General features: G+C 66.7%; 13 protein-coding genes. 3 read left to right on the forward strand and 10 right to left on the reverse strand.

What is annotated here, in order from left to right; all coding sequences use genetic code 11:
* Positions 1–43 precede the first annotated feature (43 nt).
* Complete coding sequence (locus tag CFB46_RS05325) at positions 44–3,634, reverse strand: indolepyruvate ferredoxin oxidoreductase family protein (RefSeq protein WP_089499449.1); 3,591 nt, start codon at positions 3,632–3,634, stop codon at positions 44–46.
* A gap of 331 nt (positions 3,635–3,965) precedes the next feature.
* On the opposite strand from CFB46_RS05325, the gene CFB46_RS05330 reads away from it, so the two are divergent.
* Complete coding sequence (locus CFB46_RS05330; protein WP_027783288.1) at positions 3,966–4,160, forward strand: hypothetical protein; 195 nt, start codon at positions 3,966–3,968, stop codon at positions 4,158–4,160.
* 133 nt (positions 4,161–4,293) lie between these two features.
* Here CFB46_RS05330 and hppD read toward each other — a convergent pair whose 3' ends face one another.
* Entirely contained in the window at positions 4,294–5,391 is a 1,098-nt protein-coding gene (hppD, locus tag CFB46_RS05335) for a 4-hydroxyphenylpyruvate dioxygenase (protein WP_027783289.1), read from the reverse strand.
* Positions 5,392–5,605: 214 nt separating this feature from the next.
* On the opposite strand from hppD, the gene CFB46_RS05340 reads away from it, so the two are divergent.
* Positions 5,606–6,130, forward strand: coding sequence for an Lrp/AsnC family transcriptional regulator (locus CFB46_RS05340; RefSeq protein WP_027783290.1), 525 nt, complete (start codon positions 5,606–5,608; stop codon positions 6,128–6,130).
* Between the two features lie 70 nt (positions 6,131–6,200).
* Here CFB46_RS05340 and CFB46_RS05345 read toward each other — a convergent pair whose 3' ends face one another.
* The 8 genes from CFB46_RS05345 to paaA all read right to left on the reverse strand — a co-directional run bounded on the left by CFB46_RS05345 (position 6,201) and on the right by paaA (position 12,456).
* On the reverse strand, positions 6,201–6,848 hold the full coding sequence (locus CFB46_RS05345) for a GNAT family N-acetyltransferase (RefSeq protein ID WP_089499450.1): 648 nt from the start codon (positions 6,846–6,848) through the stop codon (positions 6,201–6,203).
* Positions 6,849–7,080: 232 nt separating this feature from the next.
* Positions 7,081–7,686, reverse strand: coding sequence for a TetR/AcrR family transcriptional regulator (locus CFB46_RS05350; RefSeq protein WP_027783292.1), 606 nt, complete (start codon positions 7,684–7,686; stop codon positions 7,081–7,083).
* Positions 7,687–7,702: 16 nt separating this feature from the next.
* Complete coding sequence (locus CFB46_RS05355) at positions 7,703–8,524, reverse strand: DUF1835 domain-containing protein (RefSeq protein ID WP_089499451.1); 822 nt, start codon at positions 8,522–8,524, stop codon at positions 7,703–7,705.
* Positions 8,525–8,651: 127 nt separating this feature from the next.
* Positions 8,652–9,740, reverse strand: coding sequence for a 1,2-phenylacetyl-CoA epoxidase subunit PaaE (paaE, locus tag CFB46_RS05360; protein ID WP_089499452.1), 1,089 nt, complete (start codon positions 9,738–9,740; stop codon positions 8,652–8,654).
* 2 nt (positions 9,741–9,742) lie between these two features.
* Positions 9,743–10,297 (reverse strand): 1,2-phenylacetyl-CoA epoxidase subunit PaaD, encoded by a 555-nt coding sequence (paaD, locus tag CFB46_RS05365; protein ID WP_089499465.1) that lies wholly within the window; start codon positions 10,295–10,297, stop codon positions 9,743–9,745.
* A 25-nt stretch (positions 10,298–10,322) separates the two neighbouring features.
* A complete protein-coding gene (gene paaC / locus CFB46_RS05370) occupies positions 10,323–11,126 on the reverse strand; it encodes a 1,2-phenylacetyl-CoA epoxidase subunit PaaC (protein WP_089499453.1) in 804 nt (267 codons plus the stop codon).
* A 10-nt stretch (positions 11,127–11,136) separates the two neighbouring features.
* Complete coding sequence (paaB, locus tag CFB46_RS05375; protein WP_006482881.1) at positions 11,137–11,421, reverse strand: 1,2-phenylacetyl-CoA epoxidase subunit PaaB; 285 nt, start codon at positions 11,419–11,421, stop codon at positions 11,137–11,139.
* A gap of 36 nt (positions 11,422–11,457) precedes the next feature.
* Positions 11,458–12,456, reverse strand: a complete 999-nt coding sequence (gene paaA / locus CFB46_RS05380; protein ID WP_089499454.1) for a 1,2-phenylacetyl-CoA epoxidase subunit PaaA — start codon at positions 12,454–12,456, stop codon at positions 11,458–11,460.
* 325 nt (positions 12,457–12,781) lie between these two features.
* On the opposite strand from paaA, the gene CFB46_RS05385 reads away from it, so the two are divergent.
* Positions 12,782–14,044, forward strand: a complete 1,263-nt coding sequence (locus tag CFB46_RS05385; RefSeq protein ID WP_089499455.1) for an SGNH/GDSL hydrolase family protein — start codon at positions 12,782–12,784, stop codon at positions 14,042–14,044.
* Positions 14,045–14,533 lie beyond the last annotated feature (489 nt).

Below are 14,533 nucleotides of genomic sequence, written 5' to 3' on the forward strand. Positions count from 1 at the left end.
GGCGGGGCGCTCCGAACGCGAACGCCTCGCCCGCCGCGTACCGTTACGCGACCTGCTGATGCGACTGGCCGCCGGCCGGCGAACGCCACGTCCCCAGCAGCGTTTGCCATTTCTGGCGCACCGCGCGCAGGTTGTTCTCCTTCACGTGACCGTAGCCGCGAATGCCGTCCGGCAGCGCCGCGAGCTCGAGCGCGAGCGGGCGGTTGGCCGCGTTCAGCTTGGCCAGCACCTCGTCGATCAGCGCTTCGTACTCGCCGATCAGCGCGCGCTCGGTGCGGCGCTCCGCGGTGCGGCCGAACGGATCGAGCCCCGTGCCGCGCAGGAACTTCGCCTTCGCGAGCAGCCGGAACGCCGACATCATCCACGGGCCGTACGCCTTCTTCACGAGATGGCCGTGCGCATCCGTCTTCGCGAACAGCGGCGGCGCGAGGTGGAATTTCAGCTTCCAGTCGCCTTCGAACTGCGCGGTCAGGCGCGCGAGGAACGCGGGATCGGACTGCAGCCGCGCGACCTCGTATTCGTCCTTGTACGCCATCAGCTTGAACAGGTTGCGCGCGACCGCTTCGGTCAGCGGCTCCTGCACGGTGTCGCCGTCCGCCAGCGCACGCTCGCTGGCACGCACCTTGTCGACGAAGGCCGCATAACGCGACGCGTACGCGGCGTTCTGGTAAGCGGTGAGGAATTCCACGCGCTTCGCGATCAGCGCGTCGACCGCCTTCTTCGTATGCAGCGAGATCACCGTGGCGCCTTGCGCGGGGCGGGCGTCGCCGGCCGCGGCCTGCTTCACGCTCGCCAGGTCGTACGCGGCGCGGCGGCCCCAGTCGAACGCCGCGCGGTTCTTCTCGACCGATACCGCGTTCAGCTCGATCGCGCGTTCGAGCGACGCGAGCGTCAGCGGCAGCCAGCCTTTCTGCCATGCGTAGCCGAGCACGAACGGGTTCGTGTAGATCGCGTCGCCGAGCAGCGCGACCGCGAAGCGGTTCGCGTCGATGAAGTCGACCGCTTCCCCCGCCGCCGCGCGGATGTCGTTCTCGGCCGACACGCCGGGGAACGCCCAGTTCGGGTTCTTGATGAACTCGGCGGTCGGCGTCTGCGCACTGTTGACGACGACCCGCGTCGTGTCGTGCCGCATCCGCGACGTGCACTCGTCGCCGGCCGTGACGATCGCATCGCAGCCGATCACGAGATCGGCTTCGCCCATCGCGATCCGCGTGGCGTGGATGTCGGTCGGCGCGTGCGAGATCTGCACGTGGCTCATCACGGCGCCGCCTTTCTGCGCGAGGCCGGTGACGTCGAGCACGGTCACCCCCTTGTTTTCCAGGTGCGCGGCCATCCCGAGCAGCGCGCCGATCGTGACGACGCCCGTGCCGCCCACGCCGGTGACGAGCACGCCGTACGCGCGGTCGATGTCGGGCAGCGTCGGCTCGGGGATCGGCGGCAATGCGCTGCCGTCGACCGACACGGCCTTCGGCTTCTTCAACTGGCCGCCCTCGACCGTGACGAAGCTCGGGCAGAAGCCCTTCACGCACGAAAAGTCCTTGTTGCAGCTCGACTGGTTGATCTGGCGTTTCGTGCCGAATTCGGTTTCCAGCGGCTCGACCGACAGGCAGTTCGACTGCACCGAGCAGTCGCCGCAGCCTTCGCACACCGCTTCGTTGATCACGACGCGCTTGGCCGGGTCCGGATACGTGCCGCGTTTGCGACGGCGGCGCTTCTCGGTCGCGCAGGTCTGGTCGTAGATCAGGATCGTCGTGCCTTCGATCTCGCGCAGCTCGCGCTGCACGTCGTCGAGCTGGTCGCGGTGATGGATCGTCACGCCCGGTGCGAGCAGCGCCTTCTGGCTGTCGTACTTCTCCGGTTCGTCGGTGACGATCACGATCTTCTTCGCGCCTTCGGACGCGAGCTGGTGCGTGATCTGCGGCACCGTCAGCACGCCGTCGACCGGCTGGCCGCCCGTCATCGCCACCGCGTCGTTGTAGAGGATCTTGTAGGTGATGTTCGCCTTCGACGAGATCGCCGCGCGCACCGCGAGCAGGCCCGAATGGAAATACGTGCCGTCGCCGAGGTTCGCGAACACGTGCTTTTCGTCCGTGAACGGCGCCTGGCCGATCCACGGCACGCCTTCCCCGCCCATCTGGCTGAAAGTGCTCGTGCTGCGGTCCATCCACACGGTCATGTAGTGGCAGCCGATCCCGGCGATCGCGCGCGATCCTTCCGGCACGGTGGTCGACGTGTTGTGCGGGCAGCCCGAGCAGAACCACGGCTTGCGCTCGGTCTGCACGTGCGGCTTCGCGAGCGCCATTTCCTTCGCGTTGATCACCGCGAGCCGCGCGGCGATGCGCGCGCGCACGTCGGACGGCAATTCGAACTTCTCGAGCCGCGTCGCGATCGCCTTCGCGATGATCGCCGGCGACAGCTCGTAGTGCGCGGGCAGCAGCCAGTTGCCCATCGGCACCGACCATTCGCCGCCGGCGCCGTCCTTCTCGTCGAACTTGCCGAATACGCGCGGGCGCTGCGCATCGGGCCAGTTGTACAGCTCTTCCTTGATCGCGTATTCGAGGATCTGGCGCTTTTCCTCGACGACCAGGATTTCGTCGAGGCCGCGCGCGAACGCCTGCGCGCCCTGCGCTTCGAGCGGCCACACGCAGCCGACCTTGTAGAGCCGGATGCCGATCCGCGCGCAGGTTTCGTCGTCGAGACCGAGGTCGACCAGCGCCTGGCGCACGTCGAGGTACGCCTTGCCGCCGGTCATGATCCCGAAGCGCGCATGCGGCGAATCGATCTCGATCCGGTCGAGCTTGTTCGCACGGACGTAGGCGAGCGCCGCGTACCACTTGTAGTCGAGCAGCCGCGCTTCCTGCACGAGCGGCGGATCGGGCCAGCGGATGTTCAGCCCGCCTTCCGGCAGGATGAAATCGGTCGGCAGCACGATCTCGGTGCGATGCGGATCGATGTCGACCGATGCCGACGATTCGACCACGTCCGTCACGCACTTGAGCGCGACCCACAGGCCCGAGTAACGGCTCATCGCCCAGCCGTGCAGGCCGAAATCGAGATATTCCTGCACGTTGGACGGGAACAGCACCGGCAGCCCGCAGGCCTTGAAGATGTGCTCGGACTGGTGCGCGAGCGTCGACGATTTCGCCGCGTGGTCGTCGCCTGCCAGCACCAGCACGCCGCCGTGCCGCGACGAGCCGGCCGAGTTCGCGTGCTTGAAGACGTCGCCGGTGCGATCGACGCCCGGGCCCTTGCCGTACCACATGCCGAACACGCCGTCGTGCTTCGCCCCGGGGTACAGGTTCACCTGCTGGGAGCCCCACACGGCGGTGGCGGCGAGATCTTCGTTGAGGCCGGGCTGGAAGACGATCTGGTGGGCGGCCAGGTGCTGCTTGGCTTTCCAGAGCGACAGATCGAGGCCGCCGAGCGGCGAGCCGCGGTAGCCGGAGATGAAGCCGGCCGTATTGAGACCGGCGGCGCGGTCGCGTTCCTGCTGGAGCATCGGCAGGCGCACGAGGGCCTGGATGCCGCTCATGTACGCGCGGCCGCGTTCCAGCGTGTATTTGTCGTCAAGCGTGACGGACTTCAGCGCGGCTTCTAGCGACGCGCGTTGGCCTGCGTCTAGCGGGGCATTCATTAACTGTCTCCTCCACCCGGTCTGGGATCACCAAAACTTCGGTTGCGTCGGCATCTTTTGGATGCGTCTGCAGTGGCCGGCATGTTCGCCGGTTTTAAGGGATGGTAGCACTGGGGCAAACCCGCCGCCCATCGGCCGCAACGCGGGGGGAATGGCCGGCTGCGCGCCACGAAACAGGGCGAGACCATGCGTTACATCATGTAAAAGCATGTAAAGCCGTGTTGATCTGCGGGCAAATGCCGTTAATCTTGTCGGCCTGCCGGAGGTGCCCGGCCGCGTGGGTTCGTTCCGACGCAGTCGGGGAGGCGCCGGCAGTTTTACAGGAGGTGCAATGAACACACGTCATATCCAGAGTTTCCTGATCGTGTCCGCCGCGTTTTTCGCGATGACCGGCCCGGTGCGCGCGCAAGGTGCGAGCGCACTGGCGGCAGCCGGCGCGCAGATGCGTCAGATCGTGCCGGCCCCGGACGCCGCGGCACAGCCGTCGGCCGAGCGCGCCGCCGTATCGAAGGCGAACGTGCGTTGACGCGATCGCGCGGCCTCGCAGGCTGCGCCGGAATACAAAAAGGGCGGGAATCAGAGGATTCCCGCCCTTTTTTGTGCCGCCGGATCGCGCGGCCACCCCGATTGCCCGGGGCTACCGCCGCGCGGCGCAAGCGTCAGGCCTTGTCCTGCACGACACCGCGGCGAATCTGGTCGAGCTCGATCGATTCGAACAGCGCCTTGAAGTTGCCTTCGCCGAAGCCCTGGTTGCCCTTGCGCTGGATGATTTCGAAGAAGATCGGCCCGATCTGGTTTTCGGTGAAGATCTGCAGCAGCAGGTCGTCGCGCGCGCCGTCGATCAGGATCTTGCGCTTCTTCAGCTCGTCCAGCGATTCACCGTGGTTCGGCACGCGGCGATCGACCAGCTCGTAATACGTGTCGATCGTGTCGAGCAGCTTCACTTCCTTGCTGCGCAGCCCGTCGACCGCCTGGTAGATGTCGCTCGCGCCGAGCGCGATGTGCTGGATGCCTTCGCCGTGATACGCGTCGAGGTATTCCTGGATCTGGCCGGCCGTATCCGAGCCTTCCTCGTTGATCGGGATGCGGATCTTGCCGCACGGCGACGTCATCGCCTTCGACTTCACGCCCGTCACCTTGCCTTCGATGTCGAAATAGCGCACTTCGCGGAAGTTGAACAGGCGTTCGTAGAACTCGGCCCATTCCTGCATGCGGCCGCGATGCACGTTGTGCGTCAGGTGGTCGATGTAGGTGAGGCCGTGGCCGACCGGGTTCGGGTTCGCGCCGGGAATCGGCTCGAAGTCGACGTCGTAGATGCTGATGTCGCCGATCGCGCCCGGTTGCGCACCGTTCTTGCCGCGCCACCGGTCGACGAAGTAGATCAGCGAATCGCCGATGCCCTTGATCGCCGGGATGTTCAGCTCCATCGGGCCCGTCTTGTTGTCGAAGCCCCATGCGCCGAGTTCCAGCGCGTGCTGGTACGCCTTGGCGGCGTCCTGCACGCGGAACGCGATCGCGCAGATCGACGGGCCGTGCAGCCGCGCGAAGCGTTGCGCGAACGAATCGGGTTCGGCGTTGATGATGAAGTTGATGTCGCCCTGGCGGTACACCGTCACGTCCTTGTGGCGGTGGCGCGCGATCGCGGTGAAACCCATCCGTTCGAACAGTTGTCCGAGTGCTTTTGGGTCCGGTGCCGTGTATTCGATGAATTCGAAGCCGTCGGTGCCGACGGGGTTGTCCCAGTTGGGGATCTGCATGTCGTGTCTCCTGTGCGGGGCGGTCGGCCGGGGCGGCGTGCGCGTGCCCGGCGTGGTTCGATGTCGACGGCCGCGCCAGCAACGCGCGTGCGCGGCGAGTCGGGACATGCGACAGAGTGTAGCGGGCAGCCGCGAGCGGAAACTTGCGAACTTAATCGCCGGCGCCTACGATGGCGCAATTTCCAGTCTTAAAATAAACAACGGAGGGCAGAAGATGGCGCAAGCCGAATTGGATGCCATCGATCGGCGAATTCTCGCGATTCTTCAGGAGAACGGTCGCCTGTCGAACCAGGAGATCGCCGAACGCGTGAACCTGTCGCCGAGCCCGTGCCTGCGGCGGATCCGGCGGCTCGAGGAAATCGGCGTGATCACGGGCTACGTCGCGCTGCTGAATCCGCAGAAGCTCGGCCTCGACCTGCTTGCCTACGTGAGCGTGCGGCTCGAGAAGCGCGGCGGCCTCGCGCCGGTCCGGGCCGACGAGACGTCGGCGCGCGCGGGCGCGACCCACGCGGAGCTGTTTCGCGCGGCCGTGCAGACCTGGCCGGAAGTGGTCGCGTGCCATGCGATGACCGGGGACATGGATTACCTGCTGCGCGTGCAGGTCGAGGACATGGCGCATTTCTCCCGCTTCGTGCAGGAGCATCTGCTGCATCACCCGTCGGTGATCGACGTGAAAACGAGCTTCTCACTCGACTGCTTCAAGGAAACGACGGCGTTGCCGATTCGTTCGGCGCGCTAGCGCCGCGGCAGGGGAAGGGAGGGCGCCGGGCGTGCCGCGGGCACGGCCCGGCAGGCCGACGTCAACGACGTCAGGCCGTCAGCGCGGCGGGCATCAGCGATTCGATGAACTTCGTCGTGCGGCGCGCCTGGCGCTTCATCGCGTAGTCGAACACCGCGGCCTGTTCCTGCATCATCTCGGCGATGATCGTCGAGTGGTCGGCCGGCGGCAGCGACAGGTACGCATCGGCTTCGCCGTACGCGTACTCGATCCGCATCCCGGACTTCTTCGCGATGTGCATCATCGTCGCGTTACGCGACAGGCAGTGCATGTACAGCATCGTCACGTGCGTGTTGCGGCTGCGGATCGCCGCGCGCTCGAACAGCTTCGAGCCGACGCCGCGGCCGCGCGCGCTTTCGAGCACCGACACGCCGAATTCCGCCGTACGCGCGTCGCCCTCGGCCGGCAGATAGGCCAGATGGCCGACGCCGATCAGTTCGAGGTCGTGGTCGAACACGCCGAACACGGTATCGCGACCGAAATCGATCGTGCGGACATAGTTCTCGATCACGTGGTCGGGCACCATCTGGCCGAAGCGCAGCAGGCGATCCTCTTCGTCGAGCGAGAGAAAGTGGGTGAGCATCTGCTCACGGTCTTTGGAAGCCAGTTCCCTGACGAGAACCGGCGCAGTACCGACCTTGCCGACAGCATCGGCACGGCCGTTGGATTGCGTGTTCATCGTGGGTTCCTCAGTGTGGGTGCACAAACGGGTTGTGCAATGCAACAGCATTTTAGCCGACCGAGGTTGGGGAAAACCCGTATTTGACGTTATTTGTGCTGAGGGGGAATTCTAAATCCGCTTAGTACATTCGCTATCTATTTGATTTTAAACGGATATAAAATTCATCATATGAAATGCGCGACGGCGGTTGTAGTGTGCCCGCCGCGCAACGCATGCTGCTGCGCGGCAATCAGGCGGCCGTCGACAGCCCGCGCTCGATCAGGTCGATCACCTGTTCGGCGAAGTCGCGGTAGCCGAGGCGCCCGCCCGGCTTCAGCCACGTGAAGGTCCAGTTGATCATCCCGAACACCATCATCGTCACCGAGGTCTGATTTTCCTTCGAGATGCGGTCCGGGTACGCGCGTGCGAGCTGCCGCGTGAACGCCGCGACGATATCGCGCTGGCGGTCGAGCACGATTTCGCGCTGCGCGTCCTCGAGATACTTCACGTCGTTGAGCAGCGCGACGTGGCGGCTGTGCGACGTCTCGTATTCGGAGAGGAACGCGCGCACGAGCTCCGCGAACGCGTCGCGCTCGCTGAGGCCGCGCCGCTGGCTCGCGCCCTCCACCTCGGCGATGATCAGCATCAGCCGTTTCGTGTAGCGGTCGAGCAGGTCGAACAGGATCGCTTCCTTGCTCTCGTAATAGTGATAGAGCCGCGCCTTCGACGTGCCGCTCGCGGTCGCGAGATCGGACATCGACGTGCTCGGGTAGCTCGTCTGCGCGAATTTCTCGGCGGCCAGGTCGAGGATCTGCTCGCGCTGGGATTCGTGGTCGGGCGCTCGGGTTCGGGCCATGGTCGAATACGGAAGATTAGCGGTGCTCGGCGGCGCGGGCCGCGCGCACCTGCGTGGAAGAAAGGGCGTCCGGCGCGTCGTCCTGCAGCTCGAGCCGGCCGGCGGCCGCGAGTTCGCGGCAGCGCCACCACGCGATCGAGTCGCTGACGAACAGCCCGCCGCGGTCGGCGGCGGCCATGATGCTGCCGACGAGGCGCCGCGCGGGCTGCCAGTCGGTTTGCGCGCGCGCGACGATCAACGCGTCGAGATCGGCGTAGTGGCCGCTCTTGATCGTGTTGCTGACCCAATAACGCAGTTCGGCGTTCAGGTGCTTCGCTTCCTGCCATTCGAGCGCGAGGCGGCCGATGCGCAGGACCGAGACCGGCGCGGCCGCCGGCCGCTTGCGCGCCAGTTCCGCGGGCGAGAACATCCCGGTCGCGCATGCCTGGTCGGCGCGCGACAGCGAGGCGCGTTGCGCGGCGTCGAGGTCGGCGGCCGACAGCCGCACCTCGTTCAGGCGCTGCGGCACGTTGCGCAGGTGATAGGCGACGCGGCGCAGCAGCAGCTTGTCGCCGACGCTCGGCGCGTGCCACACGACGACCTGGCCGGTCTCCGTCGCCAGCTGGTCGAGGCGGGCGAATTCACCTTCGATTTCCGCGTTCCAGTCGGGAATCTGGTCGCCGAGCACGTGCTGCCAGAAGGCGGCGCGCGTGTCGGGCGTCTCGTCGGCGCCCTTCAGCGGCCCGACGCCGAGATCGTCGAGCAAACCCACGACGCGCTCGTCGCGTCCGGCTTGCGCAAGGCCCTCGCGCAGCGACGCGGCGGCGGTGCCGCCCTGAATCACATGAATGGTACTCATCGGCCTGTCGTCAACAAAAGAAAGCCGCCGGCGGGCGGACGTTGCGACGTCCAGCCGGCCGGCGGCCCCTAGTGTAAGCGAGATGTGTGACGGCGAGAAACCGTACCGCGCCGCGGCGCGATGCCGCTCAACGTTCGTCGAAGCTCACGACGACCTTGTCGCTGATCGGATGACACTGGCACGTGAGCACGAAACCGTCCTTCACCTCGTGCTCCTCGAGCGTGTAGTTCTTCTCCATCCGCACTTCGCCTTCCACCACCTTCGCGCGGCACGTGCAGCACACGCCGCCCTTGCACGCGTACGGCAGCGCGAGGCCCGCGCGCAGGCCCACGTCGAGCAGGCTCACGCCTTCGTACGGCAAACGCAGCTTGCGCTTCTTGCCGTCGAGCACGATTTCGAGGTCGGCGGCCGGCGTCTGGTCGGTGATCTCGACGACCGGTGCGCCGGCCTGCGGCAGCGGCGTGCCGAAGCGCTCGACGTGCACCTTCGCCTGCGGCACGCCGGCGGCTTTCAGCGCGGCTTCGGCGGCGTCCATCATCGGCGCCGGGCCGCAGATGAACGCCTCGTCGATCGCGTCGGCCGGCGTCAGCGTGCCGAGGAATTCCTCGCATTTCGCCTGGTCGAGCACGCCGTTGAACAGCTCGACGTCCTGCAGGTCGTCCGACAGCACGTGATAGAGGACGAAGCGGTTCATGTAGCGGTTCTTCAGGTCCTCCAGCTCCTCCGCGAACATGATCGCGTCGACGCTGCGGTTGCCGTAGATCAGCGTGAACGTGCTGCGCGGCTCGAGTTCGAGCGTCGTCTTCACGATCGCGAGCACCGGCGTGATCCCCGAGCCGCCGGAAAACGCGACGTACTGCTTGCCGTGGTCGGCGTTCAGGTGCGTGAAGAAGCGGCCGTCCGGCGTCATCACGTCGATCGTGTGGCCGGCCTTCAGCGTGTCGAACGCGAAGTTCGAGAAGCGGCCGCCGCGCACGCGCTTGATGCCGATGCGCAGTTCGCCGTCGCGGTCGTAGTCCGTCGTGCCGACGCAGATCGAATACGAGCGGCGCGTCTCCTCGCCGTCGATATGGGTCTTCAGCGTGACGAACTGGCCCTGCGTGAAGCGGTATGCATCGCGCAGCTCGGGCGGCACGTCGAACGAGACGGTCACGGCGTCGGCGGTCTCGGGCCGCACGTCGCGGATACGCAGCGGATGAAATTGCGGGGTCGCCATATTCAGTAGGGTTTGAAGTAGTCGAAGGGTTCGCGGCAGTCGACGCAGCGATACAGCGCCTTGCAGGCGGTGGACGCGAACTGGGCGAGACGTTCGGTGCGCGCGGAGCCGCAGCGCGGGCAGGTGGGCGCGGCGACCGGCCGCGGCACGAAGCGCACGACGTTCTCCCGCGGCGCGGCGCTGCCGCACTGGCCGACCGGTGGCGCGATGCCGTACGCGCGCAGCTTGTCGCGCGCTTCCTGCGTGATCCAGTCGGTCGTCCAGGCGGGGGCGAGCACCGTCTCGATCCGGTGCGGCGGCAGATCGGCGGCCTGCAGCGCGGCGGCGATGTCCTCGGCAATCTGCGACATCGCCGGGCAGCCCGAGTAGGTCGGCGTGATCACGACCTCGAGCCGGCCGTCGTCCGCGCGGCGGACGTCGCGCAGGATGCCGAGCTCGCGGATCGACACGACCGGGATCTCCGGATCGGGCACGGTTTCCAGCACGTCCCACGCACGGGCGAGCAGCGGATCGTCGCGGTGCGCGGCGGGGGCGGGGGCGGCGGTCTGGGCGGACATCATCGGGCTCCGTGGCGTGGGCCGGTTACCAGCTCGCGCCGGGATGCTGGCGCGCGAGGCTCTGCATTTCGGCGAGCAGGTAGCCCATGTGTTCCGAGTGCTCGCCCTGCTTGCCGGTCGTCACATGCTTGACCGGCGCCGGCTGCGTGAGCGTGGCCTCGGCGAGCGCGTCGTCCACGTCCGCGCGCCACGCGGCCTCGATCGCGGCCGGCGCCGGGCCGATGCCCGGTGCGACGATCGCGTCGTCGATCGCATCGGCGGCGAAGAATTCGCGCGTGTACGGCATCAGGTAGTCGAGCGCGGCCTGCGCGCGGCGGTGCGATTCGTCGGTGCCGTCGCCGAGGCGCACGAGCCACTCGCGCGCGTGCTGGACGTGATAGCGGGTTTCCTTCACCGATTTCGCGGCGATCGCGGCCAGTTGCGTGTCGGTCGACGTTTCCAGCGCGCTCCACACGTGCAGCATCAGCGCCGCGTACAGGAAGTTGCGCACGATCGTCACCGCATAGTCCTTGTCGGCGTGCGCGGTGCCGGAGACCGGGCCGTAATGCGGCAGCTCGGCGAGCGTGAAGTTCGCGAATTCGCGCTCGGTGCGGAAGTACGCGTAGTCGTCCTCGGTCTTCGTCGCGCCGGTGAGCTGGCGCTCGAGCTCGGCCGCGTGCGTATACAGCATGCGCGCCTGGCCGATGAGGTCGAGGCTCATGTTGGTGAGCGCGATGTCTTCCTCGAGGATCGGGCCGTGGCCGCACCATTCGGCGTTGCGCTGACCGAGGATCAGCGCGTTGTCCGCGAGGCGCAGCACGTAGGAGAGGTGTTCGGGCGTGATCGTCATGGCGCGGGCGTTACATGTGGTTGACTTCGTCGGGCAGCGTGTAGAACGTCGGGTGACGGTAGATCTTGTCGCCCGCCGGCTCGAACAGTTCGGCCTTTTCGCTCGGATCCGACGCGGTGATCGCCGACGACGGCACCACCCAGATGCTCACGCCTTCCTGGCGACGCGTGTAGACGTCGCGCGCCATGCGCAGCGCCATCGTCGCGTCGGCGGCGTGCAGGCTGCCGCAATGCTTGTGGTCGAGGCCCTGCTTGCTGCGCACGAACACTTCCCAGATCGGCCATTCCTTGTTCATCGCTTTCTCCTGATTCCTGAATTCGAGAGGTGCCGCTCACGCGGCGTGCTGTTCGGCGCGGGCGCGGCGCTTCGCTTCGTGCGCGAGCGCGGCTTCGCGCACCCAGGCGCCGTCCTCGTGTGCTTTCACGCGAGTCGCGAGGCGTTCCTTGTTGCACGGGCCGTCGCCGTTGACCACGCGCCAGAATTCGTCCCAGTCGATCGTGCCGTAGTCGTGATGGCCGCGCGCTTCGTTCCATTTCAGGTCGGGATCGGGCAGCGTCACGCCGAGCACCTTCGCCTGGTCGACCGTCGCGTCGACGAATTTCTGGCGCAGATCGTCGTTCGAGATCCGCTTGATGCCCCATCTGGCGGACTGGCTGCTGTGGACCGAATCGGCGTCGCTCGGGCCGAACATCATCAGCACCGGCCACCACCAGCGGTCGACGGCCTGCTGGACCATCGCGCGCTGCGCGTCGCTGCCCTTCATCATCGAGAGCAGCGCGTCGAAACCCTGGCGCTGGTGGAACGACTCTTCCTTGCACACGCGGATCATCGCGCGCGCGTACGGACCGTACGTGCAGCGGCACAGCGGGATCTGGTTCATGATCGCGGCGCCGTCGACGAGCCAGCCGATCACGCCGACGTCGGCCCAGGTCGGCGTCGGGTAGTTGAAGATGCTCGAGTATTTCGCCTTGCCGGCGTGCAGCGCGTCGATCAGCGCATCGCGCGATACGCCGAGCGTTTCGGCCGCGCTATAAAGATAGAGGCCGTGGCCGGCTTCGTCCTGCACCTTCGCGAGCAGGATCGCCTTGCGCTTCAGGCTCGGCGCGCGCGAGATCCAGTTACCTTCCGGCAGCATGCCGACGACTTCCGAATGCGCGTGCTGCGAGATCTGGCGTACCAGCGTCTTGCGGTACGCGTCGGGCATCCAGTCCTGCGGTTCGATCTTGCCGTCCGCGGCCATCACCGCATCGAACCGCGCCTGCTCGGGCGACTCGGCTGCGGCGTCGAGCGGCGCGACGTTGCCGGGGATGTCGAGGGATTGCGTGTACATGGCGAAGGCTCTCGTCCGGTTGAATGTGTGCGAAGTATAAACCAACCGACCGGTCGGTTAATAAATTTCTTGCGGATTTGCGGCGGGACTCGGGTAAACGAGGGAAGTCGGGGCGCGATCAGATGGCGCGAATTCGGCTTCGCGCATGGGGCCTCGCGTCTTCGCGCCAGCGCGAGCGCGCGGTCCCGCTCGCGCTGCCCGGCGACACGATGATGGACGTCCCAGACCGACACGCCGGTCGCCGCGACCGCGACGCCCGCGGCGACCCCGAGCGCCTGCCACGGCACTGCGGCACAATGCCCGCTTTCCGATGAGGATTTTGCCGATGTCATTTCGAAGCAGTTTCGCCGCGGTAGTGCTGGGGGCGGCCGTTTTCGTGTCGCCGCTTGCGGCGTCGGCCGCGCAGGGCGGTTGGGTCGCCGCGTGGGCGACCGCGCTGCAGCCGATTCCCGATCTCGCCGCACCGCCGCCGCTCTACCGCGCACCCGACGTGGCCGGGCGCACCGTGCGCCAGATCGTCTACCCGACCGTGTCGGGGCGGGCCGCGCGGATTCGCGTGAGCAACGCATACGGTCGCGCGCCGCTGGTCGTCGAGGCCGCGAGCCTCGCGCGCGCCGGCGAAGGGGCGGCACTCGGCGGCGCGGCGGTGCCGGTCCGGTTCGGCGGCAAGGCGTCGGTGACGCTTGCGCCGGGCCAGGAACTCGAAAGCGATCGGGTGGCGATCGACGTGACGGCCGCGCAGCCGTATGCGATCAATCTCCAGATGGGGCCGAACCAGCGGATGACGGTCTGGCATCGCGTGTCGAACCAGTTCAACTATGTGTCCGCACCAGGCGAGCACGTGAGCGATCCGGGCGCCGCCGCGTTCCGCACCCGTTTCACCCAATATGCGTGGGTAACCGAACTGGCCGTCGAGACGGGTTCTGCTCACGCCAGCGTCGCCGCTATCGGCGATTCGATCACCGACGGGCTGCGCTCCAGCGTGAACCGGAACCGTCGCTGGCCCGACGCGCTCGCGCGCCGGCTGGCGGCGTCGGGCGCCGATTCGATCGGCGTCGTGAATCTCGGCATTAGCGGCAACCGGCTGCTCAGCGATTCCGCGTGCTACGGCACATCGCTGGCGTCGCGTTTCGAGCGCGATGCGTTGTCGCGCTCGGGCGTGAAGGCGGCGATCGTGCTGATCGGGATCAACGACATCAACTTCGCGGCGATGCCGCCGCGCACGGGGCTCGATTGCGATCACCCGCATACGCAGGTGACGGCCGCGTCGTTGATCGACGGCTATCGCCGGCTGATCGAGGCGGCGCACCGGCAGGGCGTGAAGGTCTTCGGCGCGACGCTCACGCCGGCGGCGTTACCGGCCGGACGCGAAGCGATCCGGCTCGAGGTGAACCGGTGGATCCGCGGCGGCGGCGGGTTCGACGGCGTGGTGGATTTCGATGCGGTGCTGCGCGATCAGGCGCGCCCAAGCGTGCTGCAGCGCCGATACGATAGCGGCGACGGTATCCATCCGAGCGATGCGGGCTACGCGGCGATGGCCGACGCGGTGCCGGTCGAGCAACTGCAGGCTGCGGCGGGCGGCAAGTGACGCGCTTCTATATATAGAGGGAAAGGTTGTCGACAGGCTGCGGCCCGACAGCGCGACATCGTTCGTCGAGCCCAAAGCCTCCGTGCGCGACAGCGAACGGAGGCTTTTTCAAATTTTCTTCACAAAGGGCTTGCGCGGACGGGGGTGGGTGCTTAGAATCACGCCTCTTTCGCGCTAACGGAAACGCGGCGCGGGAGGAAGGGAAGTGGTGCTGGTGAGGTTCGGTGGTAACGAGCCTTGGCGGTGCAGGAAGATGGCCCCGCAGTCGCAACGAAGCAGGTAAAAAGTTGTTGACGAGCTGCGAAACACGGTTCATAATCTCGCTTCTCTGCTGCTGAAAACGCAGCGCTGCCGGGAAACTCCAGGTTTCTCGCAGAAATGCTCTTTAAAAATTAACAGCCGATAAGTGTGGGCGCTTGATGGAAGCGAGCTGATCCTCGGATCAGAAAGCGAAAGTATCAAGAGTCTCACACTAAAGTAAGTCAGGTT

Origin of the sequence: Burkholderia sp. HI2761 (genome assembly GCF_002223355.1) — a bacterium.
Classification (GTDB): Bacteria; Pseudomonadota; Gammaproteobacteria; order Burkholderiales; family Burkholderiaceae; genus Burkholderia.